This is a genomic window from Myxococcus sp. AB025B (assembly GCF_006518215.1).
GTDB lineage: Bacteria > Myxococcota > Myxococcia > Myxococcales > Myxococcaceae > Myxococcus > Myxococcus fulvus.
In genome coordinates this window covers 1-1426 of record NZ_SRLW01000627.1, presented here as the reverse complement: position 1 = coordinate 1426, position 1426 = coordinate 1, and the positions used below count along the sequence as shown (strand labels likewise).

Below are 1426 nucleotides of genomic sequence, written 5' to 3'. Positions count from 1 at the left end.
GTGGGGGGCACGGGTGGAGCGAGGCTCTAGCAATCGATTCTCGCCTCGGTCAATTCTTCGATGGGCAACGCACGGCGGGACTGCCAACCTGTCGCCCGCTCGACACGTCTGATGGCGGCGGTGCGAGCGCTCGTGACGAGCAGTACGAGAGGGAAGCCGCCGGGCCCCGCGTGGCGTTGAAGGAAGTCATGTCTGTTGATTTGAAACCCTTGGAGCTCAACACTCCTGCCTCGGATGACTGGGTTCCCTCGCTGGAGGACACGCCGTACCAGCGCCTGGGCGGCGCGGAGGCGGCGATGGCGCTGGCGGGCGCGTTCTATGACGCGATGGATGCCCACGAGCCCGCCCTGGCGAAGCTGCACGAGCTGGATGCGGACGGCCGGGTGAACCCTGGCACGCGTGAGCGCTTCGGCCTGTTCCTCATGGGCTGGCTGGGAGGGCCCCAGCATTACGCGGAGCGCCATGGGCACCCGCGGCTGCGCATGCGTCATGGGCATGTGCCCGTGGACCTCTCCATGAGGGACGCCTGGCTGCGGGCCATGCAGCGCGCCATGGATGCCCGGGGCGTGACGGGTGGCCTGCGGCGCTTCCTGGACGAGCGCTTCGCCCAGGTGGCCGACTTCCTGCGCAACACCGAGGGCTGAGCCTCCCTTCGCCGTCGACTTGCGGAAAAAAGCACGGGCGTTTAGAAAGGCTCCATGCGCAAGGGCGAGCTCACCCATCAGGCGATTCTCGAGCGGGCCATCCAGCTCGCCAGCCGGGTGGGCCTGCAGGGGCTGAGCATCGGCGGGCTGGCGGAGGAGTTGCAGCTCTCCAAGAGCGGCCTGTTCGCGCACTTCCGTTCCAAGACGTCGCTCCAGGTGGAGATCCTCGAGGCGGCCACGGCGCTGTTCACCGAGCGCGTCATCCGTCCGGCGCTGATGCAGCCGCGCGGCGAGCCCCGGGTGCGGGCGCTGTTCGAGAACTGGCTGACGTGGGAGCGGGAGCTGGTGCCGGAGGGCGGGTGCATCTTCGTCGCCGCGGCGACGGAGCTGGATGACGCCCCGGGCCCCGCGCGCGACAGGCTGGTGCAGACCCAGCGCGACTGGATGGACTGCCTGGCCCAGGCCGCGCGCATCGCCGTGGCCGAGGGGCACTTCCACAAGGACGTGGACGTGGAGCAGTTCGCCCACGACGAGAACGCCCTGCTGTTGGGCTTCCACCACGCCGCCCGGCTCCTGAAGGAGCCCCGCGCGGAGACCTGGGCCCGCCGCGGCTTCGAGGCCCTGCTGCGCGCCGCCCGTCCCACGGGCTCCTGACTTCTTCAAAGGCTCTGTGTCCCTCCGAGGAGGACCTCGTCATGGCGGAAAATAGCACGAACGTTCGCGTTAAACTGGCGAAGTGGGGAATGCGTGCGGCGGCGTTGGGGGCGGGGACGGTGGCGCCC

The 1426-nt window shown here is 69.4% G+C and carries 2 protein-coding genes; both read left to right on the top strand.

What is annotated here, in order from left to right; genetic code table 11:
- Window positions 1–188: 188 nt before the first annotated feature.
- Complete coding sequence (locus tag FL311_RS43155; RefSeq protein WP_141333485.1) at window positions 189–644, top strand: cyanoglobin; 456 nt, start codon at window positions 189–191, stop codon at window positions 642–644.
- Window positions 645–698: 54 nt separating this feature from the next.
- On the top strand, window positions 699–1298 hold the full coding sequence (locus FL311_RS43150) for a TetR/AcrR family transcriptional regulator (protein ID WP_046710528.1): 600 nt from the start codon (window positions 699–701) through the stop codon (window positions 1296–1298).
- The last annotated feature ends 128 nt before the right edge of the window (window positions 1299–1426 follow it).

What these genes read in the sequence shown, in the direction of transcription:
- FL311_RS43150 (WP_046710528.1), top strand. Translation starts at nt 699, where the DNA reads ATGCGCAAGGGCGAGCTCACCCATCAGGCGATTCTCGAGCGGGCCATC.
- FL311_RS43155 (WP_141333485.1), top strand. Translation starts at nt 189, where the DNA reads ATGTCTGTTGATTTGAAACCCTTGGAGCTCAACACTCCTGCCTCGGAT.